Consider the following 24255-nt stretch of genomic DNA (forward strand, 5'->3'; position numbering starts at 1 on the left):
GGAGACCGTCCGTGACCGAACCCACCTCCCGCACCGACGCAATGCGCACCGGTCAGGTGAAACACATGAAGTGGTGGGGCTGGGGCGTGGAAGGCGTCGGCTTCCACCACGAGGACAAGCCTGGTTTCGCCCCGTTCGTGCACAAGGCCGTGGGTCTCGACCTCCGCGCGGGCGAGCGCACCGGACAGCCCGACTTCTCACAGTTGAAGGTGCCGGCCTCGACGGTGCCGGAGGAGTTCGGCAGGGTCCTGAGCGGCATCGTCGGGCCCGGGAACGCCGTCGTCGACGACCTGTCCCGGGTCGTCCACACGTACGGCAAGAGCCTGCGTGACCTGGTCCGACTCCGAGCCGGCGAGATCGCGCGCACTCCCGACGTGGTCGTCTACCCGGCCGACGAGGCGGAGGTGCGGAGCGTCGTCGACGCGGTCGTCGAGGCGGACGCCGTGATCATCCCCTTCGGGGGCGGCAGCAACATCGCGGGCAGCCTCGAGCCGCACGCGGACGAGTCGCGGGTGGTCGTCTCGCTCGACCTCGGTCGCCTGGGCCGCGTGCTGGAGATCGACACCGACTCCGGCCTGGCACGCATCCAGGCCGGCGCGCTGGGTCCTGACCTCGAGGCGCAACTCAACCGGCGCGGCTGGACGATGGGGCACTTCCCCGACTCGTTCACCCACTCCTCGCTCGGCGGGTGGGTCGCCACGCGATCGTCGGGCATGCAGTCGGACAAGTACGGCGACATCGCGGACATCGTCAAGGGACTGCGTGTCGTGCGGGCCGGCGGGGTCCTCGTGATCCGTGCCGTTCCGAGCGCGTCGACCGGGCCGAGCGTGCGGGAGATGGTGGTGGGCTCGGAGGGGCGGCTCGGCGTCATCACCGAGGTCACGGTGCAGGTGCACCGGCTCCCCGAGAGGCGTGGCATCTACGCCTACTTCTTCAAGAACTTCGACCACGGCCTCGCCGCGATGCAGGAGATCGCCGGGAGCGACGCCTCGCCCTCGGTCACCCGTATCTCGGACGCGCACGAGACGGGCTTCTCGCTCGCGACGACCAAGGAGTCGAAGGGTGTCGCCAAGAAGGCGCAGGCCGGCCTCATGGCGTACCTCAAGCGGCGTGGCTGGGACCTCGACGAGATCTGCCTCTCGTTCATCGGCTTCGAAGGGGGCACGGCGCACGCGAAGCGTCAGAAGTCGATCGTCGACCGGATCGTGCGCAAGCACCACGGCATCGGCGTCGGCAAGGGACCCGGTGCGCTCTACGACCAGAAGAAGTTCGACACGCCCTACATCCGCGACTTCCTGCTCGACCACGGTGCCGCAGGCGATGTGAGCGAGACCGCCGGGCCGTGGTCGAAGCTCCGTGGCATCCACGCGGCGGTCTACGAGGCGGCCGACAGCGCCTACGAGAAGATCGGCCGTAAGGGCTGGACGATGTGCCACATGTCGCACTCGTACCACTCCGGCGCCTGCCTCTACTTCACCTTCGCCTTCGTGTTCGGTGACGACCCGCTCGGCGAGTACGACACGGTCAAGCGCGCGATCCAGCAGGCGTTCGTCGACGCGGGCGGCACGATCTCGCACCACCACGGGGTGGGCCTGGAGCACGCGCCGTGGCTGGAGGAGGACATCTCGGCCCAGGGCGTCGCGGTCATGTCGGGCCTCTTCGACGCCGTGGACCCGGGCGGCAACTTCAACCCGCGCAAGATCGTGGTCTGAGCCTGGCGCGGTCCCTGCTGCCCGATCCGGGGGGAGAGTGCCGACTGAGTACGGCAACGGTCGTCGCTGTGACGGGTGGCGGTGTCCGGGTGGTGGGTGACCGCTTCGCTCGTAGTGGCTGGTGCGGGGTGTCACGCCCCTACCAAGATCGGAAAGGAGGCTCTAGCCGACTTGCAGGGGACGTGCTCCGGCGCCGGCTGCGCCGGGCAGGTCCTGTTCCGCCCAGACGACCTTGCCGTGCGGTGCCGGGCGGGCGCCCCAGCGGCGGGAGAGCTGGGTGACGAGGAAGAGGCCGCGGCCGTTCTCGTCCGTGGTTCGTGCACTGCGTACGTGCGGAGCACAAACCTCGGCGTCGGAAACCTCGGTGGTGAGGCCCTGGTGTCGTTTCAGGCGCAGGCTGATCGGGCCGGAGCCGTAGCGGACGGCGTTGGTGACCAGTTCGCTGACGATCAGCTTCGTGGAGTCCGCGAGCTCGTCGAGGCCCCACGCGGCCAGCTGACTGCCCACCAACTGCCGTGCGCGGCGGGAGGCGCCTTCGTGGGCGGGCAGTGTCCAGGAAGCCGACCGGCTCGTGTCGAGTGAGTAGGTCCTGACCAGGAGCAGGGTGACGTCGTCGCACGACGCCTGACCCATGAAGGACTCCGTCGCGCGGTCACAGAGGTCTTCCAGAGCCCGGTCCGGCTCGGCGAGGGCGGTGCCCAGGTGCTTCATCCCCTCCTCGATGTCATGGTCCCGGGACTCGACAAGGCCGTCGGTGTACAGGGCCACCAGGCTTCCCTCGGGAAGTTCCAGCTCCACCGCCTCGAAGGGATCCCCGAGACCGACGCCGAGCGGGGATCCGGTGGGGAGGTCGGGGAAGCTGACCCGGCCGTGCGGGTCGATGATCGCGGGCGGGGGATGCCCGGCCCGGGCCATCGTGCACACGCGTGTGGCCGGGTCGTACACGGCGTACAGACACGTGGCCACCATCACGGCTGCCGTGCCGCCCACGGCGTCGGCGTCCTCCTCGCCCAGGCGCTGGAGCGTGTCGTCCAGACGGGCCAGCAGTTCGGCCGGCGGCAGTTCCATGTCGGCCAGCGTGCGGACGGCCGCGCGCAGCGTGCCCATGGTCGCCGCGGCGTTCAGGCCGTGCCCGACGACGTCACCGACGACGAGGGCCACCCGGGCACCGGACAGCGGGATCACGTCGAACCAGTCGCCACCGACCCCGTGGTCCAGGTCGGCCGGCAGATAGCGCGAAGCCGCCTCGACCGCGGTTCCGCCCCGCAGCCGGTGCGGGAGCAGGTTGCGCTGCAGCGTCAGGGCCGCGGTCTGCTCACGGGCGAACCGGCGCGCGTTGTCCAGCGCCTGCGCGGCGCGCGAGACGACCTCCTCGGCCAGCAGCAGGTCGGCTTCCTGGAACGGCGTGGGGTCCTGACTGCGGACGAACAGCACCGTACCCAGCAGAGCACGCCGCGCACGGATGGGGACGACCATCAGCGAGTGCATCCCGTTCGTGCGGATCCGCTCCCGGAGCGTCGGAACCTGGTCGATCCACACCCCCGGTGCGCTGTCCAGGATCGGCTCCAGATGGGACCTGCCCGTGCTCAGGACGCTACCGAGCGGCGAGGCCGGCGGTACGGCCACCGACCTGCCACGTGCCCATGGCGATTCCGGTGCCCCTTCATGGATCGAGGCCAGGCCCGTACGGCGCAGCGTGGGGCGGCGCTCGCCGACCGAACCCACACGGATCGGCCAGCCCTCACCGGACAGCGTCGACTGCTCCAGATCCACGGCGACGACGTCGGCCAGCAGCGGCACCGCGAGATCGGCCAGTTCCTGACTGGCCTCCATCACGTCCAGGCTTCCGCCCAGGCGTGCGCCGGCCTCACCGACGACGGCCAGACGTTCGTGGACCTGCCGGCTCTCGGCGACGTCGGCGCTGATGACGCACACCCCCAGCGGCTCGCCGTCGGCGCCCTGGAGGCAGTGGAACGACGCCGCGAACGGGTGCTCCCCGCCCCTGCGTATCGTCAGCCACGTCCGGTACTCGTGCAGCTTGGTGCTGCGGCTGTGCAGGATCTGCCGGGTCAATTCCTCGAGCGCTTCGGCCTTGGGACCGGGCAACACCTCCGTGAGCCTGCGTCCGAGCCGCTCGTCACAGGGAATCCCGTCGTGCTCCGCGATCACGTCGTTGACGAACGCGCAGTGTAGCTGCGGGTCACGCACCGCGACCCCGATGGGCGTGCGAGCCAGGAGCGATCCCCGCAGCAGACCACTCATGGCTTTCCCGGTCCACGTGCCGGTCTCGGTCACCGAGACGAGCCACTGCGCCGCTCCGGCCCGCCCGCGCACCATCGTGATCCGCAGGCACACCTCGATCACCCGTCCGTCTCGATGGCGTACGGCTGTGGTGCCCGACCAGCCGTTCCGGGCCTGGCAGTGCTTGACGAAGTCCGGCGTGGTCTGCCCCTCGCCGAAGAGCGGCAGCACCAGAGCGGCCGACCGGCCCACCACGTCCGAGGCTGCGTACCCGACCAGGCGTTCGGCGGCCTGTGTCCATGCGGCGACGGCCCCCTGCTCGTCCAGCATGGCGATGGCCGCGTCGGGTATGTCGAGCCTGCTCGGCTGGTTACCGAGTGCCAGGCGGTCAAAGCTCTTCGTGGTCATCGCACTGCCGTCCTTGTGTGTGGCGTGGGGGAGTGGTTGGAGATTTCCCGCGTGTAGTTGAAAGACCAACCAAGTCACCATTTTGTGACAAGCCGGACGCAAGGAGGGCGAAGGCTCAGTTCCGATACAGCTCTGACCTGCAGAAATGCTGGCAAGCGGTGATGGGCAGAGACGTGGAGCCCCCATGTGACCCATGGCTGAGCGCCGGGCTCGCCGGTCGGCATGGTGGTCCACACGGTGACGGCCCGGCCCTACCCGCCGGATGTTCAGGCGGCGCCACGGAGGGATCACCCCGGGCGACGCGTGTCAGCCCGTGGCGGGGCGCGGAGCACGCAGATGGGCGCGCTGGGCCAGCTCATCCTCTTCGACCACGGTGAGCATCGGCTGGCCCGGTGCGCAGAGCATGGTCACGACGAATTCGGTTCGCTGGTCATCCAGGGCGTTGCCGTCCTGGTAGTGGATCACGTCCCCGCCCGGCTCCCAGAACGTCTCACCGGCCTTGATCACGCGCTCCGGCTCGCCCTCGAGCTCAAAACGCACCGCGCCCTCGGTGACGTAGCCGAAGGCCGGCCCCGAGTGCCGGTGCGGAGGAGCGCCGGGGTCGCCGGGTTCCCGCCAGACGATGATGGTCATCGACGTGGCGCCTTCCGGGACGAAAGGCGGCTTGACTTCTTGCAGCGTCTTCAGCTGCGACTTCCACAGCTCCGAGCGGGGCTGCTCATCGGTCTTGTCCACTGATGTCTCGTCCGACATGGTGCTGCACCTCCGTGGATCACCATCCGCCGCCCGTGCCACTGCGCGGCAGCCGTACCCGATTCCAGGTTCACACCCATCCTTCGAGTGCACGACCGGGGTGGCCGCCTGGTCGGGGACGCCGGGCAGACCCTGATCGATGAAGGATTTGCTTCCGCCCCCGTGCGTCAGCACCCCTCGGGTGCGTGGTGGACCGAGAACTCCCCCGAAGGGGCTGCCACCCGGCCGCGGCGGGTGCGCGCCGCCAAGGCGTACGCCTCCCGCAAGCACCCCGCTTACCTGCGCAGACGTGGCATTCGCTGCACCATCCCGGACAAGGCCGACCAGGCCCGCAACCGAAGGAAACGCGGCTCCCACGGCGGCCGTCCGTCGAAGTTCGACCCGGAGGACTACAGGGAACTCATGGTCCGCCACGAGGCGACCGTCCTCGTAGGGGCTGTCAACGAGTGGCTGCGGCCAGCACATTCGAGACGCCCCTAGGGTCGCATCCCGAACAGGAAGCGGGTCGCCCGTGTGCGGCGGACCAGCAGCTCGTAGGCGGTGAGAGTGAGGGTGAGGGCGATCACCACGAGCACGGCGTACTCAACCAGGATCGGCGCGGACCAGCCGACCACGAAGTATGCGACGGCGACCACGATCGGCTGGTGCAGGACGTACAGCGGCAGCACGGCTGCGGCGAGATAGCCGTAGAGGCGCCGACGCGTCGTCGGGGTCGGGTTCGGCGCCGCACGCGGTTGCTCCGGCCGCCGACGGTCGAGGAGGCCCGGGATGGCCACCACCAGGCACCATCCGGCCGCACCGAACAGCGCCCGTGAGACGGTGGCCAGGGCGGTCATCTCCGTGAAGGGCTCGTCGGCCAGGGCAAAGCCGGGGCCGGCTGCCGCGAACAGCAGGGCGCCTAGCCAGGCTGCGGTCCCGGCGTCGCGCCGCATCACGGTGCGGAAGCGGTCGTCGGTGGCGAGCGCGAAGCCGGCGACGAAGAACAGCAGGTACGACCAGCGGTGCCAGCCCGCGTAGTCCTCCTCCAGCCGTGCGAAGGCACAGATCGCCGCGAAGGCGAGGGCCGGCAGGAACACGACGCCCCGCCGGCGCAGGGTCGCCTCCGCCACCCGGTCGCCGATGCGGCGGACGTGCTCGTGCGGCAACCACCGGTGGAACGGCACCAGCATGAGGGAGAACGCCAGGAGGAGCACGACGAACCAAAGATGGCCGGTCTCGAAGTGCTCGCCCTGGACGAGGAAGGGGAACTCCCCGGGCTCCAGGTGCACGTCGAAGAAGCGGGGCAGGAAGCCGAGGTACGACTCGTGGTAGTCGGCGTCGGCCGAGCGCAGCCGCAGCCACTGCGGCAGCGGGTTCAGCACGAGGGTCGCGAAGACCAGCGGAACGCCGAGCCGCAGCAGCCGCTCGCCGGCGAAGCCTCCCGCGCCGCGGCGCTGAAGCGAGTGCCAGGCACCCAGGCCGGAGATGAGGAACAGCAGCGGCATGGCCCAGACGACCCCGAACCCGGCGATGATCATGATGGCTTCGGTGGTCTCGGAGTTCTTGACGTAGAAGTCGTCGTCGGCAGCGAACACGAGCGCCGAGTGGAAGAAGACCAGCCCGATCACGACCAGCATCCGGATCGCGTCCAGCTCCGGCCGCCGCTCCGGTAGCGGTGCCTGCGCCGGTTCTGTGCGCGTCCCCATGTCCGTGCCCCCCGTCGCCTGTACGTCACCAGTGTTGGCAAGGCGGCCGCCGGGCGCCACCCCCGCAACGGACTCCGTTCACGCCGAAGATCAACTTTCGATGCCCGCCCTAGTGTGTCGGCTGCAGATCATGATCTTGCCGGTGAAGGCCGGCGCGGACCTGGGTGGCGCCTCGGGGCCGGCCACTACCACCTCGGGTTACGGCAACGAGCGCGTCAGCCAGACCACTTCGCCGTTGTCCTCCGTGGAAACGTGATCCCGCTCGAACCCGAGCTTCTCCAGGACACGGAGCGACGGTGTGTTCCACGTGCCGACGGTCGACCAGAGCCGTTTCCGCCCGGTCGCAATTGCGGCGTCGAGCACCGCACGGGCCGCCTCGGTGGCGTAACCATGCCCATGCGCGCGCTGGAACAACTCATACGCGATTTCGGGTTCGTCCAGGGTGGAGCGGCCGATGATCAACCCGCAATAGCCGATGAAGTCACCTTCATCCCGACGCTGGATGGGCAGCAGGGCGATCCCCGTGCTCTCCGTTGCGGCGAGCAGTTCCGCGATGGCCGTCCGGATGCGCTCGACCGTGGGCGTGCCGTTGCCGCGTTCGGAGAGGAGGGCGCTGAATTCAGCGGCGTCCGACTCGGCCCACGGCCGCAGTATCAGCCGCTCGGTCTCAAGGTGGAACGACATCGTCTCGTACGTAGACATGCCCCTACTCTGCCCCACGGCTCACCACGCGCCGCGTTCCGCCTTCTGTGACGGCGTGGACCCACGAGAAGGGGGACGGGAAGCGGCCTGCGGACAACCGTGCGAACCGGGCAGTCCGGTGCGCCGGGTGGAGCGGGCGGGGCCTTGCTCGGGCAGGCCGCCTGCCGTTGGGCGCCGGCCCTCGGTGATGCCGACCCCGGCGCCACGGACCGACCCGCACCTGCCCCTGCCGCGCACGGCCGCGGGCCGGTCCACGCACCGCCGGCCCCGCCCGCCGCACCGTCCTACCCCTTCTGAACGGCTACGATCGCCAACCCTCGGCAGCCGTCATCTAGAAGAACCAGCAGCCGTTGCCGCTGTTCAGCCTCCACAGCAGCAGGTCCCGGGTGATCGGCCCGTACACCCCGTCGATGTCGGCAGGCACATTCGTGAAGTAGTCCTGCGCCTCGGTCAGCGCCTTCTTGGTGTTGGGGCCGAAGGCGCCGTCCTCCTGCAGCGGCCAGTACGGCGCGGTTCTGTCGTATGCCAGGTAGAAGCACTTGTTGAGGGCGATCTGCAGCTCCTTGACCGCCGCGCCCGAGTTGCCCTGCTGAAGGGCACACGTGGTGGATCCCGTCCCCGAGTACACGAGCGCCTTCAAGTAGATCCCGTTGTATCCCGGCACCGCCTTGACCGCGTTGCACGTGGGTGGGGCCGCCGCCGCGGGGGTGGTGCTCACGGCCGCGCCGCCGAGGGCCAGCAGCGCTACGACAAGGCTGGTGATGCTCCGTCTCACGAGTCCTCCTTGTAGAAGCCGGCCCGACTTTCCTGCCGGACCGGCACGCTCACGTTCCGCCCCCAACGCAGGGGCCCGCGGCAGGTACATCCGCAGAGGGACTCTCCACCGCGTCACTTGCAGCGCGGTTGCACCGCGGTTGCATCGATCCCGGAGCAAGTACGGGCTGTGGCCGCCGATCGGCGGTCCGGGTGCGGGCATCCCACCCTGGTCCGCCTGCTATGGTGCGCCGATGTCAGCGATCAAGAAGTTCCAAGTCACCTTTGACTGCGCAGAACCTGAGCGCCTCGCTCGTTTCTGGTGCGAGGTGTTGGGGTACGTCGTACCGCCGCCCCCGGAGGGGTTCGCCACCTGGGAGGACTTCAACGGCACCCTGCCTCCTGCGGAGCGGGGTTCATGGTTCGCGTGCAGTGATCCCTCAGGCGTGGGCCCGCGCCTGTACTTCCAGCGCGTCCCCGAAGGCAAGAGCGTCAAGAACCGCGTGCATCTCGACGTCCGGGTCGGCACCGGGCTCGTGGGGGACGAGCGCCTCGCCACGCTCGAAGCCGAGTGCGCACGACTCGTCGCGCTCGGCGCCACCCATGTGCAAACGCTGTACGCCGATGAGGAAAACGAGTCGTGCATCCCCATGCTGGACATCGAGGGCAACGAATTCTGTATCGACTGAGCATCCTCACGCCCGCCGCCGGAACCTCACGGGGTGCGCCCGTCTCTGATCGCCGCACCGGCTGAGTACGATCACCCACGCCGGTCTGAGTACGCGAACGGTTACCCGCCGCCTGCGGCGCCGGAAGGGTGGACGCATGCGCCGACTACTGCTGCTGCTCACCCCACTGCTGCTGTTCACCGTCGGCTGCGGGGTGGTGCAGTCCTCCGAGGACGAGGCGACGGACGCCGCGCGGGAGGTGGCCAGGAACGCGGGTGAGCGGCTCTACGGCCAGCGTCCGCGCACGGCGGAGGAGGTCGGGCGCGCCGCTTCCGGCATCGACGGCGTGGAGGTACTGCGGGTGACGGGTACCTCGACACACGACGGGGACGGTGTCAATGTGGTCGTCCGCACGTCCGGTTCGGCGTACGACGGATGGCTCGACGCCGAGGAGGTCGTCGTGCGGCGCTGTTTTGCGGTGCGGGTGTCGCCCAGGTCGGAGTGGCGTGAGGAGCCGCGTGACGTGGAGTGCCCGGATGGGCCTCCGCTGACCTTCGCCCCACCACCCGAACCGCCCTGGTTGCCGTACGAGGAGCTCCGCGCGGAACTCCCCCGGGTGCCGGAGGGCGGCCGGGTGGACGAGGCCGAGGTGCGCCGTACGCTCGCCGCCCTGGACCTGGATCCGGCGATCCGTACCGAAGTGAAGGCGGACGGCGGCCTGGTCGGCGTTCTCCTGTCGGTGAAGGGCAACGGCTTCGACGCGCAGGACTGCCTTCTTGCCCGCGTGGGCCCCGGGGCCACCGAGGTGTGGGTGCCGCCCCGGATCCAGCGGATGCCCGGAGAGGGCGGCTGCACCGTCGGCAACGCCCTGGACCCGGAACCGCCACCGCACTGAACGCGGTGGCTGCCTCCGGTTCAGCGCCGCACCGTCTGCCACAGGGCGCGGTAGAAGTCGGGGTAGGTCCGTTCCACGTGCACGGCATACCGGACGGTTTCCGCGTGGCGGGTGGGTAGCTGGTTGATCGGGACGCTCGTCGCCGCGTGGTGCTCGATGTGCAGGTTGTTGCCGTTGGTGAACCAGGGGCTGAACCAACTCCCGGGGATGGAAAGGGTGTTCCGAAGGACATCAGCGGTGGGCGGTCGGCAGGTCGAGGACCGTGACCGCGAGGTCCGCACAGCGGCTCAGGAACAGGTCCGGTCGGCTGATCATGTCCTCGTCGCGCAGCACGATCGCGGCGCCGCTGACGAGCGCGGGGAAGATCTCCTCGATGCTGGCGTCGAAGCTCAGGGAGGCGAACTGCAGCACACGATCGCGGTCGTCGAGGCTGTACCGGACCACCGCGGCGCGGCAGAAAGCGTCGAGGGCGAGCGCACTGCCCACTTCTGGAGTCGCACTTCTCGACGCTGCTCGCCGGCGCCTCCATCGCACCCCACTGCGACCTGTGGAACTTCAGCATCAACCTGCACCTGGCCATCGAGGCGTGGAACCACGGAACGCGGACCCGGACGTGTCTCCTCGTGGACCTCTGGCACCCGGACACCACGCTGCCCGAACGGGCCGCGCTGGTCGCGCTCATGACGGAGATCCGCAAGATGATGGGCTGATCCCGAGCGCGTCCTCCCGCGTCGCGCCGGCCCTCTTCCCGGCCGGACGCGGCCGGCCGGGAAGAGGGACACGAAGGTGCGGAGGGGCCAATCCAGGCAGAACCGCGCGGCCTGCTGCGGAACCGGAACGCCCCTCCCGCGTTCGCGCAGTGCGGCATGGAGACGGTGAACACCATGCCCGCTACGGGTGGCCGGGGGCCAGTGATGCCACGTAGGGGGCCAGTTTGGCGGGGCTCACCACCCACATGATGCGCTCGATGCCCCGCTCCGACACATCGGCAGTCACGAGCGCCACCGCGTCACCACGGGTCGAGACGAGGGCAGCCGGCCGGCCGTTGGCCTCCACCCAGCGGATCTCCGTCTCGGGCCAGAAGCGCGGGGAGTAGGCGACAAGAGTCCTGGAGACGTCTGCCCGGCCGACGATCGGGATCCTGGACGCTCCGCGCGTGCCCGCGCTGTCGGCGTAACTGACGACGTCGGCGGCGAGAAGTTCCTCAAGTGCCGCCAGATCGCCGGTTCGCGCCGCCGCGACGAACGCCTTCAGCAGGCGCCGGTGCGCGGTGGAACTGACCGGCTCCCTGCGTTCCGCCGCCAGATGCTTCCGGGCACGGCTCACCAACTGGCGCGTATTGGCCTCGCTCGTCTCCAGGATGTCCGCGACCTGCTTGTACGGATAGTCGAAAGCCTCCCTCAGCACGTAGGCGGCCCGCTCCACTGGGTTCAGCTTCTCCAGCAGGAAGAGAACCGCCATGTCGAGTGCCTCGGCCCGTTCCGCTCCCAAGTGCGGATCCACGCCGGTGTACACCGGCTCCGGAAGCCAGGGCCCGACGTACGACTCGCGCCGCATCCTGGCCGACTTGGCGCAATTGATCGCGAGACGGCTGGTGATCGTCGCAAGGAACGCCGCCGGATCCTGGACGTCGCCACGGTCGACGGTCTGCCACCGCAGCCACGTCTCCTGGACGATGTCCTCGGCCTCCGCGGCACTGCCCAGCACGCGGTAGGTGATACCGAAGAGCCGGGGACGCGCCGCCATGAAGTTCCTCGTCGCCTGCTCAAGGGAGTCTGCGTCATCACCCGCACGCATGGGTGGCCTCCAATTTCGCATCACCACGGCTCGTGGCAGGCCCAGTGGGACGCGCGCTGAGGGGTGTGGTCCTGCTTGCCGCGGGATCCAGGTCGGACCGCCCCCTGAACTCAATGCTGGATGAACGTATCACACTGTCTGATCATCAAGGTGGACGGCGTGTTTGCGTGCGGAAGGGTAGGCGAAGCGCCAGGTAGACGACTATCTGGGCGTGCTGTTGGCGTTATCTCGGGGGAGGGCTGCTCTCTTGAGTGGCGCCTTGATGACACTGTTGTGATGCTTACTGCCTGCCGCGTCACATCGTGCCCGCGCGAGCCAGTCACGTTCATGTCTCCATGTACGCTGCATTCATGTCTGAAGGTGCGGCCATCACCGGTACCGCGCTGGTCACCGGGGCCTCGCGTGGCCTCGGCGCAGTGATCGCCCGACGTCTCGCGGCCGACGGGCACCCGGTCGCCGTTGTGTACCGGTCGGCGGCCGAAGCCGCTCGCCGGGTGGTGACGGAGGTACGCGCCGCGGGCGGCACCGCCGAGGCCTTCGCCGCAGACGTGACCGACGAGGCCGCCGTCACCAGCCTCGTGGCGGACGTGACGGCCCGCCTCGGCCCGGTTGCCACTCTCGTCGTCAACGCAACCGGCCCGCAGCCCGACGTGGATCCGGCAACGGTGACCTGGCAAGACCATCTCGCCCAGCTCGTGTTCTTCGTCAAGAGCCCCACACTGCTGATGCAGGCGGTACTGCCGACCATGCGCGAGCACGGTGGCGGCCGGATCATCCAGATCGGCTCGGACGTGCTGGAGCGCGCGGTGCCCGAGATGTCGGCCTACGTCGCCGCCAAGGCCGCCCAGCACAGCCTGACCAAGTCCTGGGCCCAAGCACTCGGCCCGTTCGGGATCACCGTGAACACCGTCGCCCCAGGCTGGATCCCGGTCGAACGGCACGCGGGAGCGGATCCCGACTCCCTGGCCGCATATGCCGCCGAAGTGCCACTGGGACGCATGGGCCGACCGGAAGACGTCGCCGCCGCCGTGGCCTTCCTCGCAACACCGGACGCCGGCTTCATCACGGGTGAACGCATCAAGGTCAACGGTGGTATCGCCCTCAGCTAGGACTGTTCGACGACCGGGTCGCGTTGCAGGGCACCCGGTTGCGCGCACGGGCCGCCGGACGGCTGACCAGATCATCGCCAAGGTCGTTCCCCTCTTTGCGGTGCGCCGTGCCCCGCGCCCATGGTTCGCATCAAGAGGGTCAACAGGGTCGGCCCCTGTGGTGCGGGCAGGCAGGTGCCGGCCCGGTTCACGGCCGGCATCCGCCCCCTGGCCATGCCCGACCCCGGCCCAGGCAGGCCACCGGCCCGAGATCGCACCAACGCCCGCATGGTACGGTGCGCCACCGATGGGCCGAGCAGACCCGTTCTTTCGTCAGCGAATCCCCCCATCAGCCGCGAGCAGGTGATCCGACTTCGCCCAGTGATCGACCCGGATCCGGACGACCCCTGGATGATCTTTTGCTACCCCGTACCCGTCGACAGGTGGCAGGCGGTGGACAGGATCCTGCGCTGCGGCGCGCCGGACCCCAAGCTCGAATATCTGACCAGCGCTCGCGCTGCCACGTAGGAGTCGCGGTCGTCGACGTGGAAGCCCGCTCTCGTGAACGAAGCCCGACCGGCTGCCGAGTTTCAGCGTTGGCAGCGGGGCTGACAGGCAGCGCCGCCGAACACGCTTGGACGCAGATGGACGGCCACGTTCGGGCCGCCGACCAAAACCAACAGACTTGGAAGGCGTGCGGACGAGGACTGTCAGTGTCCGGGCGTACCGCCTGGCTCATGGCGAGCAGACCTTCTGACAACTCGCGTGCCTGGATGGCCGAGACAGCCCGTGAGGTGGCGGCCGGGACCTTGGCCCCAGAGTGCGCCGGGGTGGCGGATCTCTACCACGAGCCGCTGTTGCGAAGGGGGAGGAGGACGGCCGGGTCGGTGGGATCGGACGCGTCGTGATGGCGAGTGCCGCCCGTGACCGGACTGTCACCGTGGTCCGGCTCAGCCGGACACGTCCATGCGCTGCGTGCCGATCACCGACAGGAGCCGCAGCGCCTCCTCCGCGGGCGAGCCGGGGTCCGCGGTGTAGATCACGACCTGCTGGTCGCGGTCGGTGATGTCGAGGACGTCGCAGTTCACGGTGATGCGGCCGATCAGTGGGTGGTGGACGGTCTTGCGCAGGGTGGGCTCGGCGTGCACGTCGTGGGCGGCCCACAGCCGGGCGAACTCCGCGCTGCCGGCGAGGAGGTCCTCCACCAGGGCGGCCACCTCGGGGTCGTCGGGGTAGCGGGCGGCGGAGGCACGCAGGTGCCGGGCCGCGGCGTGGGCGAACGCCGCCGCCTCGGACGGGTCGTGCACCAGCCGCTCCCGCGATCGCGGTGCGAGAAAGGCACGGCGGACGAGGTTGCGCTCGGGCCGGGACAGAGCCGAGAAGTCCTCCAACAGGGCTGCCGCCAGGTCGTTCCAGGCGATCACCTCGTATGTCGCGGACAGCACGATCGCCGCGGCGTGCGGCAGCCGCCGCAGCAGGTCGAGGATGCTCTGCCGCACTTCACGCGGGGGCCCGGCGGGCGGGCCGGGCGGTGCTCCGGCGAGGTGGTGCAGGTGGTCGCGTTCGGCGTCCGACAGGCGCAGGGCCCGGGCCAGACCGGCGAGCACCTCGCGCGACGGGCGCGGGCCGCGGGCCTGCTCCAGCCGGGTGTAGTACTCGGTCGAGATGAACGCCAGTTGCGCCACCTCCTCGCGGCGCAGCCCCGGGGTGCGGCGGCGCGGCCCGGCGGGCAGACCCACGTCGGCGGGGGTGATGCCCTCACGCCTGCTGCGCAGGAAGCCTGCGAGTTCCCGTCTGTCCACGCCGTCCAGTGTGCGCGGTGCCCCACAGCCGATCCAGGTACCGCCGGTGCCTGGATGGGCTGCGCGGCCGGACGCAGGCTCGATGCCATGGACAACGCACAGACCACCGACACCTCCGCCCCCGCCGCCATGGGCCTGCTGGCCGGCAAAGTCGCCTTCATCACCGGTGCCGGTCGCGGTATCGGCGCCGCCGCAGCGCGGCTGTTCGCCCGGGAGGGCGCCCGGGTGCTGCTCGCGGCCCGCACGGAGGACCAGCTCAAGACGGTGACCGAGGAAATCCGGGCGGCGGGCGGCACCGCCGGGTACGCGGTGTGCGACCTGGCCGACGGGGCCAGTGTCCGTGCCGCCGTCGACCGCGCCGTGGGCCTGTACGGCCGGCTCGACGTCGCCTTCAACAACGCGGCGACCAGCGTGCCGCCGGCCCCGCTGGACCACGTGCCCGAGGCGGATCTCGACCACGTCTACGCCGTGAACCTCAAGGGTCCGTGGCTGGCCATGTCCGCCGAGGTCGCCGCCATCCGGGCCACCGCCGGCACGGGGGCGATCGTCAACAACTCGTCCGTCGGCAGCCTGAGGGGCAACCCCACACTGCCTGCCTACGGTGCGATGAAGCGCGCGGTCAACAGCCTCACCGAGTCGGCAGCCGTCACCTACGGCCCGGAGGGCATCCGCGTCAACGCCATCGCCCCCGGCACCACACTGACCGAGATGATCCGTGAGTGGAACGACCGCGCACCCGGCGTCGTCGACCAGCTGAACGCGCGCACCCCGCTGCGCCGTGCGGCCGACCCCGACGAGATCGCCCAGGCCGCCGCCTGGCTCCTGAGCGACCGTGCCTCCTACATCACCGGGACCGTGCTCCCGGTCGACGGCGGCATGCAGGCATGAAGCCGGGACACGCCTGAAGGACCGGTCGCGGGCGGTTCCGGGGGTCGCCTTGCCTCCCGCCCGCCACCGAGTCCCTTGGTGAACGGAACCGCTCTACGGCCGGAAGCCGTCGATCGCCAGTTCCAGCAGGCGGGTGGCCTGGGCGGCGCCTTCGGGGTTGTCGGGGGTACGCCACAGGCAGCTCATGAGCATGATGACGTCGACGGGGTCGATGCCGGGGCGTACCTCGCCTGCGCGTTCGCATGCGTCGAGGAGTCGGCCCACGGCCGCGGTGACCGGGGGCCACGAGGCGCTGACGACCTCTTGCGCGGCGGCGGAGTGCAGTGCTTCTCCGAGGCCGTGCTTGATGCGTACGTAGGCGGCGAGGGTGGTGAACCAGCGCTTCAGCGCGTCCAGTGGGGCGTGGGCGGCGAGAATGCCCGGCACCGAGTCCACCAGGCGGTCGACGTCGCGACGGTAGACCTCCAGGATCAGCGCCTCCCGGGTGGGGAAGTGCCGGTAGAGCGTGCCGGGGCCGACGCCCGCGCGTTTGGCGATCGAGTTGAGCGAGGCGTCCGGGGATTCGGCGAGCGCGTCGTGGGCGACCTGGAGGATGGCTTCCCGGTTCTTCAGCGCGTCGGAGCGCTGCCGTGCGGCGTCGGGCATGGGTCCTCCAGGCGTGCGGACGGCCGTCCGTTGCGAAACGGAGAGCTCTCCGCTAACGTGGCCGAGGTCAAGCGGAGAGATCTCCGCTTAATGTCGTCCTCCATTGTAGGAGCCCCCTCGTGCGCTACATCAAACTCGGCCGCACCGGCCTGGACGTCTCCCCGGTGGCCATCGGCGCCATGACCTACGGCGAACCCGACCGCGGCCACCCCGTCTGGTCCCTGGACGAAGAGGCCAGCCGGCCCCTGATCAAGCACGCCCTGGAAGCGGGCGTCAACTTCTTCGACACCGCCAACCTGTACTCCTACGGCTCCAGCGAGGAGATCCTCGGCCGCGCGCTGAAGGACTACGCGAACCGCGACGACGTCGTCATCACCACCAAGGTCCGCCACGTCATGCGCCCCGGCAGCCCCAACGGCGGCGGGCTGTCCCGCAAGGCGATCATGAGCGAGGTCGAGCACAGCCTCCGTCGCCTGGGCACCGACCACGTCGACGTCTTCATGATCCACCGCCTCGACAGCGACACGCCGCTGGAGGAGACGCTGGAAGCGCTGCACGACGTCGTGAAGTCCGGCAAGGCCCGCTACCTCGGCGCGTCCTCCATGCACGCCTGGCAGTTCGCCAAGGCACTCCACCTCCAGGAACGTCACGGCTGGGCCCGGTTCGTCACCCTGCAGGACCACTACAACCTGCTCGCCCGCGAGGAGGAACGCGAAATGCTCCCGCTCTGTGCCGACGAGGGCGTCGCCACCATGATCTGGAGCCCCCTGGCCCGCGGCCGCCTCGCCCGCCCCTTCGACCAGGCCACCACCGGCGAGCGCGCCGCGACCGACGGCGCCTACGCCGACGCGCTCTACGGCAACACCGAAAGCGACCGGCAGATCATCGACGAGGTCGGCGCCATCGCCGCCGCCCGAGGCCGCACCCGCGCACAGATCGCCCTCGCCTGGCTGCGCCGCAACCCCGTCGTCGCGGCCCCCGTCGTCGGCGCCCGCACCATCCGGCAGATCGACGACGCCGTCGCGTCCCTCGACCTCGACATCACCGACGAGGAAGCCCGCCGCCTGGAAGCCCCCTACACCCCCCGCCACGACCTCCAGGGCATCTCCGACGTACGCGAACTCGAACGCATCAAAGCCGGCATCCCCGGCTACGCCAACGTCTGACGCCGCGCCTGGCCGCGGGGGTTCCCGCCGGGCTGGAGTGCGGGTGCGCCCCGCGCTCGGGTTTGCGAGCGCGGGGCGCGTGTGCGCCGGGATCCGGCGGAGGTCGTGGTGTGCCCGGCGGGTGTCTTACGGGGGGCGCGTGCTGAACCGGAAGCGGTACGCGGGGCGGTGCCACGGAGCGACCTTGAGCCCCCGCCGGGAAGCGGAACAAGCGTTCCCGAGCTCTGTCATGAACAAGGTCCTGCAGCAATACGAAAGCCGGGCTTTCACGATGATCCGGGACGAAGTCCGCCGAGGAAGCCGTGCTTCCCGCGGGGGTGGTGCGTGCGCCGGCGGAGCACCCGCCACTTTCGCGCGGAGAACCACGGTCGGATGGAGCGGTGCAGCCAAGAAGCCGTGGTCGCGGCGGACGGTCCGCACGTCGGTGCCGAGGGTTGCGGCATGTTCGACGCGGTGCCGGAGGTAGCCGTGGAAGGGACAAGGCGCCTTCGCACCCTGGACGGCCGCCGTCTGCTGCCGGCTCCCGGTCGGACACAGAAGGTGGGGCCCAACAAGTCCAGCCAAGATGCACTTCTGGTGCATCCCTACCTACGATCGATAAGTCAAGCGCAGTGTGCGGCGGATAGTCGGGAGCTCTTGGATCGCTGGCGCGAAGGCAGTCCGGATCGGAATGAGCAGCTCATCCGTCGGGCGGGCCTCAACCTTCCTACTCAAACGCCTGATACGCCCCGCGGGGACAGTGGGCCTTGTCGCGCACGTCGTGTCCGATCAGGCTTCGGCTACAGCTGGTGCGGCGCCAAGCGTGGGCGGCGGTTTCGCGCCCACGATCTTCCCCTGACCTTCCCGGCTGAATTGGGACAGGTCTAATGGTGTGGGTTTCGACAGGGGGCATGCGCTACGACGGGATGGGAAGAAAATCCTCCCGTCCTCAGATTCTCCTTGGCGCGCCGATCGCATACCAGGGGCACATTCAGGCTTCCTCCAGGAAGGATATGCTGTGAAACTCGACCAGATCCTCCCGGCGCACATAGGGTTTGGTAGTGCGCCGCTCGGAAACATGTTCCGATCCGTTCCCGAGGAAGAGGCCATGGCAACTGTCGACGCTGCCTGGGAACAGGGAACACGATACTTCGACACCGCGCCCTTCTATGGTTCCGGACTGTCGGAGATACGTCTTGGGAAAGCACTTTTCGGTCGCCCACGTGACAATTATGTGCTCAGCACAAAGGTCGGCCGTGTCATCCTGGACGAGGAGGAAGACCCTTCCGCGCGTGATCTTGGCGAGAAGGGCAACCTCTTTGCCTACGGGCGTCCGAACAAGATGCTTCACGTGTGGACGGCCGACGCCACGAAGCGCTCGATCGAAGACAGCCTCAAGCGCCTGCAAACCGACCGCCTGGACATCGTATGGGTGCACGACATCGCCCAGGATTTCCATGGCGACGTATGGCTGCAGAAAATCGAAGAGGCCCGCACGGGCGCCTTCCGCGTTCTCACCAAATTGCGCGACGAGGGTGTCATCAAGGCTTGGGGACTCGGGGTCAACCGCACCGAGCCCATCGAAATCACTCTCGCGCTCGAAGAGCCACAACCGGATGGGTTCCTGCTGGCCGGTCGCTACTCCCTGCTCGACCATGCGCACGCCTTGCAGCGACTGCTGCCCATGGCAGAGGAGCAAGGCGTCGGCATGGTCGTAGGAGGTCCCTATAGCTCCGGCATCCTCGCCGGCGGCACCCACTTCGAGTACGTCACTGCCCCGCCCGAGATCGTGGCAAAGGTCGAGCGGCTGAAGGAACTCACCAACAGGCACGGCGTGACCATCAAGGCCGCCGCCCTGCACTTCTCGCTGGCGCACCCGGTCGCCGACGCAGTGATCCCGGGCGCGACCCATCCCGCCCACACCGTTGAAGACCATGTCGCGCTCAACGAGAAGGTGCCCGCCGCGTTCTGGACCGATCTGCGTGCCTCCGGCCTGGTCAGCCCCATGGCGCCCCTGCCGGGCGGGGCGTAGGTCGCATCGCCGTCAACAGCCGTCCAACGAGTCCTGGAGGAGCGACATGGCATCCACATCGGTGAGCAGGGTCGTCCCGGCCTCTCCCGCACGCGTTTGGGAAGTGATCGGCGGGTTCGGATCGCTGCCCGACTGGCTGCCGTACATCCCCGAAAGCACCTTCTCGGAAGGTGGTCGAGTGCGGCACCTGAAGAACCCCGAGGGTGACCCCATCGTGGAGCGGCTGATGGCGTTCGACGAGGAGCACCGGTTCTACAGCTACCACATCCTGCAGGCGCCCTTCCCCGTCGTCGACTACCTGTCGACCCTGCGGGTCTACGGGATCAGCGGCAACGAGAACGCCGCCGAAGTCCAGTGGTCCGGCCGCTTCGTTCCGAGCGGAGCCACGGACGAGGAGGTCGTCGACCTCTTCACGGGCATCTACCGTGACGGCCTGGACGCCTTGGTCAAGACCCTCGGCGGCTAGGAGCGCCGTCCCGAGCGCTGAGGGCACGCGTTCCGGGAACCCCGATGCTTTCGGAGCCCCGCTCCGATCGCCCTCCGGCCCCGGGCCGTCATCCTCGGCTCCCGCCGCGACCGCGCATCCGCATGCAGAGGTGATCGCCGGCCCGCAACGGCCACCCATGAACGATCTGGGCCTGCTCACAGGAAGGGCGGGCGTCAGTCTTCGCGGCCGGGGAGCATGGTCAGGGCCTTGGAGCGCTGTGCGACGAGGCCGTCGTAGGTGCCGTCGCGCTCGGCCCAGCGGTGCATGAGGACGCCCTTCACGAGGACTTCGTGGGGGGTGGGGTCCTCGGAGAGCAGCTGCATGACCTCGGTGGCGAAGTCGTCGAGCGGCAGCGCGTGCGGGTTCACCCTCTCCTGGCCCGCGGTGGCGACGGCCGGGGGAACGAGCTCCACGACGCCGACACCTGTGCCGGCGAGCTGCGCGCGCAGTGCCTCGGAGTAGGCGTGCACCGCGGCCTTCGACGCGGCGTAGCTGGGCATGGGCGGGAACGGCAGGAAGGCGATGCCGGACGTGACCGTGATGAAGGTGCCGGCGCCCCGCCGGACCAGGTGCGGGGTGAAGGCGTCGATGACTCGGATGGTGCCGAGCAGGTTGGTGTCGATCGTCGTCTCCGTCGCCTCGAAGTGCGCGGGGTCGCGCAGATCCTCCAGGAGCATGACGCCCGACATCGTCACCACGGTGTCCAGCTCGGGGTACCGGGCCAGCACGGCGTCACGGGCAGCCGTTACGGAGAAACTGTCGGTGACGTCGATGTCGAACGTGGCGAAGCCTTGGGCGGCGAGGTCGGAGAGCGCCTGCGGGCTGCGCCCGCCGACGGCCACCGTGCTGCCCGCCGCCGCAAACCGGCGGGCCAGCTCTCGGCCGATTCCCGAGGTCCCGCCGACGACGAGAACGGTGCGATTGGAGAGATCCACGGGATCTTCCCTTCGGTGCAGGGCTCCAACGGCGCTCAAGGCCGCGGCGCAGACAGTGATGTCCGCTGTCTCTTTCGAAGCAGCGCAACCGAAGTCTCGACGGCATCCGCTGGGTGAGGCAGGGCCCCCTTCTTCCCTGGTCCTGCCAGGGCCCCCTCTGAGGCACGCCCACCGCATTACGGTGTCGATATGAAGGACGAGGAATCCGGCAACCGGCTCGGCAGCTACCTTCGTGCCCGGCGCGAGCTGGTCTCCCCGGCACAAGCGGGGCTCCCGCCCGGCGGCAACCGCCGCGTCCCGGGCCTGCGCCGTGAGGAAGTCGCCCTGCTCGCCGGAATCAGCCCGGACTACTACCTGCGCCTGGAACGGGGCCGCGACAGGAACCCTTCGCCGCAGGTCCTCGCATCACTGGCACGCGTCCTGCAGCTCGACGACATCGAGCGGACGTATCTGCTCGGCCTCGCGGCGGCACGCCCCAGGGCGCCGCGCCGCAGCCGGCCCGAGCACGTGCCGGAGCGGGTGCACGAGCTGCTCGCCCACCTGCAGATCCCCGCGTTCGTCGAAGGACGCGCGTTCGATGTCCTGGCCTCCAACCCCATGGCCGTCGCGCTCTCCCCCCGCCTGCAGCCCGGCCAGAACCGGCTTCGTTCGCTTCTCCTCGATCCCGAGGAGCGAGCCTTCCAGCAGGACTGGACGAAAGCCACCGCCGATTTCGTCGCCGCCCTTCGCACCACCATCGGGGACGACACCGACGACCCCCGGTTCGTCGAGCTCGTCGGCGAGCTCGCACTGTCCAGCCAGCGCTTCCGCACCCTCTGGGCCCGGCACGACGTCCGCACTCTGGACGGTGGCACGACCACGGTGAACCACCCCGTCGTCGGTGAACTACGCCTCCACCGCGACAAACTCGCGATCGGCGATGTCATCCTCGTCGTCTACTACCCCGACAAGGGCGGCGACAGCGACGAGAAACTGCAGCTGCTTGCCGCACTCTCACGCACCGATTCCGCCGGCACGGCACCCGACAGGCCGACGGACAGCCCGCACCCGTAGGTCTCCTGACCTCCACGCGCCGTCCCGGCGTCGCAACCGGACCAAGCGGCGGGCAGTGCAGGAGCCGCCACCCCTGAACCGGGCCCCGACATCCAGGGTTCGCGCAGGTATCCCAGGGAAACGTGGCAGGCTGGTCGGCATGTGCGGCCGCTATGTCTCCACCCGACGCCCCGAGGACCTGGTGAAGCAGTTCCGGGTCACCGAATGGAACCCCGAAGCCCTCGTGGCGCCCAACTGGAACGTCGCCCCGACCAACCAGGTGTGGAGCGTCTTCGAGGGCGTCGACCGGGAGACCGGGGCGTTGGAGCGGCAGCTGCGGCCGCTGCGGTGGGGTCTGGTCCCGTCCTGGGCGAAGGACCCGGCGATCGGTTCCAAGATGATCAACGCGCGGATGGAGACGGTCCACGAGAAGCCCGCCTACCGTCGTGCCTTCACCAAGCGCCGCTGCCTGCTGCCGGCCGACGGCTACTACGAGTGGGTGCCCGTCCCGTCCACCGAGGACAAGAAGGCGCACAAGCAGCCCTACTTCGTCAGCCCGGAGGGCAGTGACCAGGGCATGGCCTTCGCGGGCCTTTACGAGTGGTGGCGGAACAAGGCGGTCGTCGGTGACGACGACCCGGGCGCGTGGCTGGCAACGTGCACGATCATCACCACGGAGGCGACCGACGCCGCCGGCCGGGTCCACCCTCGGATGCCGTTGACCATCGCGGCCGCCGACTACGACGCCTGGCTCGACCCCGAGCACCAGGACCCCGACGAGCTCCGCGCCCTGCTGACCGCGCCCGCCGATGGCCACCTGTCGGTCAGGCCCGTGTCACTGAAGGTCAACAGCGTCCGGAACAACGGGCCGCACCTCTTGGACGCCTCCGAGTTCGAAGGCTGATCCCCCCCCCGGCAGCGAACGGCTGTGATCAGCGCGAGCAGTCGACTCAGGCGGTGGAGGGCCGGACCTCGACAGGAGCGGGCCGCTTGCCCAGGTTTCGCCAGGCAATGGCGCCCACGATGGGGAACAGGACCATGATGACCAGCCAGCCCACCTTGGGCAGGGTTCGAATCCGTGCGGCAGGGGTCCTGATGCAGTCGACCAGGGCATGGACGTACAACGCCGCGACGATTACGTACATCGCGTAGACCGGCACTGACGTCATCGGGTCACCTCATGTGCAAGGGCGGCTGCCCGCTCGTGTGCGGCACGGCCTGGCCCCACTGGATGGTCATGTTAACGGGCATCCCAAGGGGCGGAAGAAACCCTCGGACGGCCTACGGCCTCGAGGGAAGACACGACACGCGCGGTGACGGTTCCGTAGCGCCGGCGCGTTCCGGCACGGCACGGGACCCCGGCAGATGGCGGCCGGGGTCCCGTGCTGGGGGTGTGTCTCGTTCCCAGGATTCAACGACCGGCAGTAGAGGGCGTCACGGCCCGACGGCGGGGTGCGTGATTTCGCGGAGCGGCTCGCCGCCTTGCCCCTTTTAGATGCCATATGTAATCTATTGTTGTAGGTCCGGCCGCAGGCAGTGCTGTCCAGCGTGGGGGTTTCCTCCTCGGTATGTGACGGATCTCCGGACACCGGCCTTGCCCGCGTGCCGGCGGGGATCCCGGGCCCGCACCGGCAACACCGGCGAAGAAGAGGTGAAGAATCGATGACCACGATTTTGATCACGACGGCCAACGGGGAGACCGGCCGACCGATGGTCGACTACCTGCTCACGGAGGGCTTCCATGTGCGCGCCATGGTCCGCACGGACGACGAGCGGGCACAGCGGCTGCGCGACAAGGGCGCCGAGGTCGTATTCGGAGACCTGCTCGACCTCCGCGACGTCCGTAAGGCCATGGAAGGCGTCCAGCGCGCCTACTTCAACTACCCGCTCGGTGAAGGATTGGTGGAGGCCGCGGTGATGTTCGCTCAGGCCGCCAAGGAGGAGGACCTCGAGCTCATCGTGAACATGTCGCACTTCCAGTCCCGGCCCCAGGCGCGCAGCAAGGCCACGCAGAACCACTGGCTCTCCGAGCAGATCTTCGACTGGTCGGGAGTCCCCACCACTCACCTGAGGGTCACGTTCTTCATGCAGTGGCTGCTCTACATCTCCGGGCTGATCCGCTACGGCCGCTACGCGATGCCGTTCGACAAGGAGAGCCGCTTCGCCCCGATCGCGGGCCGCGACATCGCGCTGACCGCTGCCAACATCTTCGCCTCGCCCGAAGAGCACGGTGGGCGGGTCTACGCCCTGACCGGCCCCGTGGAATACAGCCACGAAGAGCTCGCGGCCGAGGTCGGCCGGGTGCTGGGCAAGGACCTTCCGTTCGAGCAGGTCACCGTGGCCACCTTCCTGGAGATGCTCGGTATCGGGCAGGACATGGCGAAGCTCAAGCACTTCGAGGCTGTGACCCTCGACCAGCAGGAGGGCCGCCTGGCGGGCATCACTGATACGGCCCCGCGCATCAACGGGCAGCCGCTCACGACGGTCGAGGAGTTCGTCACCGAACACCGCTCGGCGTTCGAGCTCGACTACATCAAGCCGAGCGCGTAGTCGGCCGGCCTGAGATCGCCCGCAGCACGGCGAGCCG

Annotated in this window: 24 protein-coding genes and 1 pseudogene; 13 read left to right on the forward strand and 12 right to left on the reverse strand. The window is 69.3% G+C overall.

Annotation, left to right across the window (positions count from 1 at the left end):
- Positions 1-11: 11 nt before the first annotated feature.
- A complete protein-coding gene (locus ACFYYN_RS18480) occupies positions 12-1712 on the forward strand; it encodes an FAD-binding oxidoreductase (RefSeq protein ID WP_500546648.1) in 1701 nt (566 codons plus the stop codon).
- A gap of 162 nt (positions 1713-1874) precedes the next feature.
- Here the strand turns inward: ACFYYN_RS18480 and ACFYYN_RS18485 are convergent, their stop codons facing one another.
- Both ACFYYN_RS18485 and ACFYYN_RS18490 read right to left on the reverse strand, forming a co-directional pair.
- Complete coding sequence (locus tag ACFYYN_RS18485) at positions 1875-4361, reverse strand: SpoIIE family protein phosphatase (RefSeq protein ID WP_500546649.1); 2487 nt, start codon at positions 4359-4361, stop codon at positions 1875-1877.
- A gap of 306 nt (positions 4362-4667) precedes the next feature.
- Positions 4668-5114, reverse strand: coding sequence for a cupin domain-containing protein (locus ACFYYN_RS18490; RefSeq protein ID WP_500546650.1), 447 nt, complete (start codon positions 5112-5114; stop codon positions 4668-4670).
- A 162-nt stretch (positions 5115-5276) separates the two neighbouring features.
- Between ACFYYN_RS18490 and ACFYYN_RS18495 the strand changes: the two genes are divergently transcribed.
- Positions 5277-5594 (forward strand): hypothetical protein, encoded by a 318-nt coding sequence (locus ACFYYN_RS18495; RefSeq protein WP_500546651.1) that lies wholly within the window; start codon positions 5277-5279, stop codon positions 5592-5594.
- Here the strand turns inward: ACFYYN_RS18495 and ACFYYN_RS18500 are convergent.
- From ACFYYN_RS18500 to ACFYYN_RS18510, 3 genes are all read right to left on the reverse strand, one after another.
- Entirely contained in the window at positions 5591-6799 is a 1209-nt protein-coding gene (locus ACFYYN_RS18500) for an acyltransferase family protein (protein ID WP_500546652.1), read from the reverse strand. The two genes, ACFYYN_RS18495 and ACFYYN_RS18500, sit on opposite strands and share 4 nt — an antisense overlap.
- 198 nt (positions 6800-6997) lie before the next feature.
- On the reverse strand, positions 6998-7501 hold the full coding sequence (locus tag ACFYYN_RS18505; protein WP_500326105.1) for a GNAT family N-acetyltransferase: 504 nt from the start codon (positions 7499-7501) through the stop codon (positions 6998-7000).
- Positions 7502-7832: 331 nt separating this feature from the next.
- Positions 7833-8276, reverse strand: a complete 444-nt coding sequence (locus ACFYYN_RS18510) for a peptidoglycan-binding domain-containing protein (protein WP_500546653.1) — start codon at positions 8274-8276, stop codon at positions 7833-7835.
- Positions 8277-8508: 232 nt separating this feature from the next.
- On the opposite strand from ACFYYN_RS18510, the gene ACFYYN_RS18515 reads away from it, so the two are divergent.
- Together ACFYYN_RS18515 and ACFYYN_RS18520 are read left to right on the forward strand one after the other, a co-directional pair.
- Positions 8509-8943 carry a VOC family protein gene (locus tag ACFYYN_RS18515; protein WP_500546654.1) on the forward strand — a complete coding sequence of 145 codons (435 nt, stop codon included), beginning with the start codon at positions 8509-8511 and terminating at the stop codon, positions 8941-8943.
- Positions 8944-9079: 136 nt separating this feature from the next.
- Entirely contained in the window at positions 9080-9817 is a 738-nt protein-coding gene (locus ACFYYN_RS18520) for a translation initiation factor IF-2 (RefSeq protein ID WP_500546655.1), read from the forward strand.
- A gap of 20 nt (positions 9818-9837) precedes the next feature.
- Here the strand turns inward: ACFYYN_RS18520 and ACFYYN_RS18525 are convergent, their stop codons facing one another.
- Positions 9838-10098 carry a fatty acid desaturase gene (locus ACFYYN_RS18525; protein WP_500546656.1) on the reverse strand — a complete coding sequence of 87 codons (261 nt, stop codon included), beginning with the start codon at positions 10096-10098 and terminating at the stop codon, positions 9838-9840.
- Entirely contained in the window at positions 10049-10303 is a 255-nt protein-coding gene (locus tag ACFYYN_RS18530) for a hypothetical protein (protein ID WP_500546657.1), read from the reverse strand. Before ACFYYN_RS18530 ends, ACFYYN_RS18525 begins: the two co-directional genes overlap by 50 nt.
- Here ACFYYN_RS18530 and ACFYYN_RS18535 point away from each other — a divergent pair.
- Positions 10297-10527: pseudogene (locus ACFYYN_RS18535) on the forward strand (aspartyl/asparaginyl beta-hydroxylase domain-containing protein); the annotation flags it as partial. The gene ACFYYN_RS18530 and the pseudogene ACFYYN_RS18535 overlap by 7 nt on opposite strands.
- Before the next feature lie 181 nt (positions 10528-10708).
- On the opposite strand, the gene ACFYYN_RS18540 reads toward ACFYYN_RS18535, so the two are convergent.
- On the reverse strand, positions 10709-11614 hold the full coding sequence (locus ACFYYN_RS18540) for an RNA polymerase sigma-70 factor (protein WP_500546658.1): 906 nt from the start codon (positions 11612-11614) through the stop codon (positions 10709-10711).
- 302 nt (positions 11615-11916) lie between these two features.
- Here ACFYYN_RS18540 and ACFYYN_RS18545 point away from each other — a divergent pair, with 302 nt between their 5' ends.
- Positions 11917-12723: an SDR family NAD(P)-dependent oxidoreductase gene (locus tag ACFYYN_RS18545; protein ID WP_500546659.1), complete on the forward strand. Its 807-nt coding sequence runs from the start codon at positions 11917-11919 to the stop codon at positions 12721-12723.
- A gap of 929 nt (positions 12724-13652) precedes the next feature.
- Here ACFYYN_RS18545 and ACFYYN_RS18550 read toward each other — a convergent pair.
- Positions 13653-14504: a helix-turn-helix transcriptional regulator gene (locus ACFYYN_RS18550; RefSeq protein ID WP_500546660.1), complete on the reverse strand. Its 852-nt coding sequence runs from the start codon at positions 14502-14504 to the stop codon at positions 13653-13655.
- An 87-nt stretch (positions 14505-14591) separates the two neighbouring features.
- On the opposite strand from ACFYYN_RS18550, the gene ACFYYN_RS18555 reads away from it, so the two are divergent.
- A complete protein-coding gene (locus ACFYYN_RS18555; protein ID WP_500546661.1) occupies positions 14592-15392 on the forward strand; it encodes an SDR family NAD(P)-dependent oxidoreductase in 801 nt (266 codons plus the stop codon).
- A 93-nt stretch (positions 15393-15485) separates the two neighbouring features.
- Here the strand turns inward: ACFYYN_RS18555 and ACFYYN_RS18560 are convergent, their stop codons facing one another.
- A complete protein-coding gene (locus ACFYYN_RS18560; RefSeq protein ID WP_500546662.1) occupies positions 15486-16037 on the reverse strand; it encodes a TetR/AcrR family transcriptional regulator in 552 nt (183 codons plus the stop codon).
- A gap of 119 nt (positions 16038-16156) precedes the next feature.
- Here ACFYYN_RS18560 and ACFYYN_RS18565 point away from each other — a divergent pair, with 119 nt between their 5' ends.
- From ACFYYN_RS18565 to ACFYYN_RS18575, 3 genes are all read left to right on the forward strand, one after another.
- Positions 16157-17203 (forward strand): aldo/keto reductase, encoded by a 1047-nt coding sequence (locus tag ACFYYN_RS18565; protein WP_500546663.1) that lies wholly within the window; start codon positions 16157-16159, stop codon positions 17201-17203.
- A 997-nt stretch (positions 17204-18200) separates the two neighbouring features.
- Positions 18201-19214, forward strand: coding sequence for an aldo/keto reductase (locus ACFYYN_RS18570; protein WP_500546664.1), 1014 nt, complete (start codon positions 18201-18203; stop codon positions 19212-19214).
- 46 nt (positions 19215-19260) lie between these two features.
- Positions 19261-19680 (forward strand): SRPBCC family protein, encoded by a 420-nt coding sequence (locus ACFYYN_RS18575; protein WP_500546665.1) that lies wholly within the window; start codon positions 19261-19263, stop codon positions 19678-19680.
- A gap of 194 nt (positions 19681-19874) precedes the next feature.
- Here the strand turns inward: ACFYYN_RS18575 and ACFYYN_RS18580 are convergent, their stop codons facing one another.
- Positions 19875-20636 carry an SDR family oxidoreductase gene (locus ACFYYN_RS18580; RefSeq protein WP_500546666.1) on the reverse strand — a complete coding sequence of 254 codons (762 nt, stop codon included), beginning with the start codon at positions 20634-20636 and terminating at the stop codon, positions 19875-19877.
- A 189-nt stretch (positions 20637-20825) separates the two neighbouring features.
- Here ACFYYN_RS18580 and ACFYYN_RS18585 point away from each other — a divergent pair, with 189 nt between their 5' ends.
- Both ACFYYN_RS18585 and ACFYYN_RS18590 read left to right on the forward strand, forming a co-directional pair.
- The gene (locus ACFYYN_RS18585; protein WP_500546667.1) at positions 20826-21689 is read left to right on the forward strand and encodes a helix-turn-helix transcriptional regulator; all 864 of its coding nucleotides are present in this window, start codon (positions 20826-20828) and stop codon (positions 21687-21689) included.
- A gap of 139 nt (positions 21690-21828) precedes the next feature.
- Positions 21829-22572 (forward strand): SOS response-associated peptidase, encoded by a 744-nt coding sequence (locus tag ACFYYN_RS18590; RefSeq protein WP_500326083.1) that lies wholly within the window; start codon positions 21829-21831, stop codon positions 22570-22572.
- Between the two features lie 46 nt (positions 22573-22618).
- Here the strand turns inward: ACFYYN_RS18590 and ACFYYN_RS18595 are convergent, their stop codons facing one another.
- Positions 22619-22837, reverse strand: a complete 219-nt coding sequence (locus ACFYYN_RS18595; RefSeq protein WP_500326081.1) for a PLD nuclease N-terminal domain-containing protein — start codon at positions 22835-22837, stop codon at positions 22619-22621.
- Between the two features lie 493 nt (positions 22838-23330).
- Between ACFYYN_RS18595 and ACFYYN_RS18600 the strand changes: the two genes are divergently transcribed.
- Positions 23331-24218: an NmrA family NAD(P)-binding protein gene (locus tag ACFYYN_RS18600; protein WP_500546668.1), complete on the forward strand. Its 888-nt coding sequence runs from the start codon at positions 23331-23333 to the stop codon at positions 24216-24218.
- Positions 24219-24255: the final 37 nt, after the last annotated feature.

Source organism: Streptomyces sp. NPDC001902 (genome assembly GCF_042891295.1).
In the GTDB taxonomy this organism is placed as follows: Bacteria; Actinomycetota; Actinomycetes; order Streptomycetales; family Streptomycetaceae; genus Actinacidiphila.